We start from the raw sequence: 2,065 nt of genomic DNA on the forward strand, positions 1-2,065 counted from the left end.
CAAAAAAGCTGTCCAGAGAGCAGATATTTGGTTGGGATAGTTTGACTTCATCCTGGCTACTCCTGCGGCAGCTAATAATAGTGGATTTTAAAGAGCCACCACCACACTGATTTAGGTATCGTGGTGGCTCAAACTAGCCAATCGGAGGAACTCGATCTGCCGATAGTACTAGTGGAAAGTTGTGGACATTGGGTGCGTGCATACCCTGTAGTCCCAAACCAGCGCGGTTAATGAGATCGGCATTGGTGCGGATTAATTTGCCTTGACTGTCAGAGATCGAGTGATTGAAATTAAAACCATTCAATCCAAATGCCATCGTACTCACGCCCAATGCGGCAAACCAAATACCGATTGTGGGTAAAGCGACGAGTAAGAAATGGAAACTACGGTGATTGCGACTGGCAAACACAGGTATTAACAACCGACCGAGAAATCCACTATGTCCGGCTATGTAGTCATAAGTAGGATATGTTTGACCGAAATCATAGCCATTATCGATCGACTCATCTTCATCAGTCTCCCGAATCAGGGTAGATGTCACCAGGGAACCATGTAAGGCACTCAGTAATGCTCCACCAAATACACCCGTGACTCCCAACATGTGGAACGGGTGCATCATAATATTATGATCTCCCTGAAATGCCAGCATGAAGTGAAATGTACCCGCAATGCCCAAGGGGAGACCATCAGCAAAGCTCCCTTGCCCGATCGGATAAACCAACAGCACCGCTGTTGCTGCCGCTACCGGAGCCGAAAAAGCGACCGCAATCCAAGGTCGAGCACCTAGTCGATAGCTCAATTCCCATAGCCGTCCCATGTAGCACCAAATACCAATCAGGAAATGAAATACGATTAATTGATAAGGGCCACCATTGTAAAGCCATTCATCGATCGAAGCAGCATCCCAAAGTGGATAAAAGTGTAACCCGATCGCGGCAGAAGTTGGCACAACGGCGGCGGTAATTAAGTTATTACCAGCAAGTAATGCCCCTTCAATTGGATCGCGGATGCCCTCCATATCGACACCAGGGGCGGCAGTAAAGGCGATCGTAAAGCAGGTAGTAGCTGTTAGTAAAGTGGGAATCATCAACACGCCAAACCAACCGATATATAGCCGATTGTCGGTGCTAGTCACCCATTGACAAAACTGTTCCCAGATCCCCATACTACTCGATCGCTGCCGAGTTTGAATCGTAGTACTCATTAGTTAAACCTCTTCAAGTGGTTCGCTCTAGATCGTAGATCGATAGTTTGAGGAACTTGTGAAGATAGCTTTAATAGTTTACATATTGCATCTGGATCTGGACTAGTTAATATTCGGACCTAAATCCTCACAAGTTCCTCAAAATTGATTGCTAACCTAATAATTAAGTAGCTTAGTTGCTGTTAATAGATCCTCCTGGAAAATTGTTCCGTGCAGGGCAAATACTGACGGTGACTAAGCAGTCAGTAATATTGGAGAGTATTAATATGGCAATTATTCAATGGCGACCTTTTCGCGACATCACTCACTGGGAATCCTTACCCACGATCGAAACCATCCAAGAGGAGATGAATCGCCTGTTTCATCAACTCTCACCCAGTGGTAATGGGGATTCTGAGCTAATGGCATTTATGCCTTCGGCAGAGCTTGAAGACACCCCAGATGCAGTTCATCTCAAACTCGAAATCCCTGGTTTAGAAGCAAAAGACCTCGATATTCAAGTCTCAGAACACTCCGTATCCATCAGTGGCGAACGGAGATCTGAAACCAAAACTGAGGAAAAAGGAGCAGTTCGTTCTGAGTTTCGCTATGGCAAATTTGAACGTATTATTCCTTTACCTGTACAAGTTAAAACTGATGCTGCCCAAGCTGAATACAAAAATGGGATTCTGACACTAAATCTGCCTAAGTCAGAGCAAGAAAAGAAAAAAGTTGTGAAGGTTGAAGTTAAATAGATCGATTCGCTAATTACGATCCGATCCGATCCGATCGATCTCCCCACCATTAGCGATCGATCTTGTTGGATTTCACTGCTGTTACTAGCTCGCAGCTCACGATCTCAAATCGCGAGCTGCGAGAAAT

General features: G+C 45.3%; 2 protein-coding genes. One reads left to right on the top strand and one right to left on the bottom strand.

The window, feature by feature from the left end; genetic code table 11:
• Nucleotides 1–133: 133 nt before the first annotated feature.
• Nucleotides 134–1,204 carry a Photosystem Q(B) protein 1 gene (locus RMO52_RS14530; RefSeq protein WP_310415464.1) on the bottom strand — a complete coding sequence of 357 codons (1,071 nt, stop codon included), beginning with the start codon at nt 1,202–1,204 and terminating at the stop codon, nt 134–136.
• Between the two features lie 266 nt (nt 1,205–1,470).
• Between RMO52_RS14530 and RMO52_RS14535 the strand changes: the two genes are divergently transcribed.
• Nucleotides 1,471–1,938: an Hsp20/alpha crystallin family protein gene (locus RMO52_RS14535; RefSeq protein WP_310415467.1), complete on the top strand. Its 468-nt coding sequence runs from the start codon at nt 1,471–1,473 to the stop codon at nt 1,936–1,938.
• Nucleotides 1,939–2,065 lie beyond the last annotated feature (127 nt).

This window comes from Chamaesiphon sp. OTE_8_metabat_110, from assembly GCF_031382685.1.
In the GTDB taxonomy this organism is placed as follows: Bacteria; Cyanobacteriota; Cyanobacteriia; order Cyanobacteriales; family Chamaesiphonaceae; genus Chamaesiphon.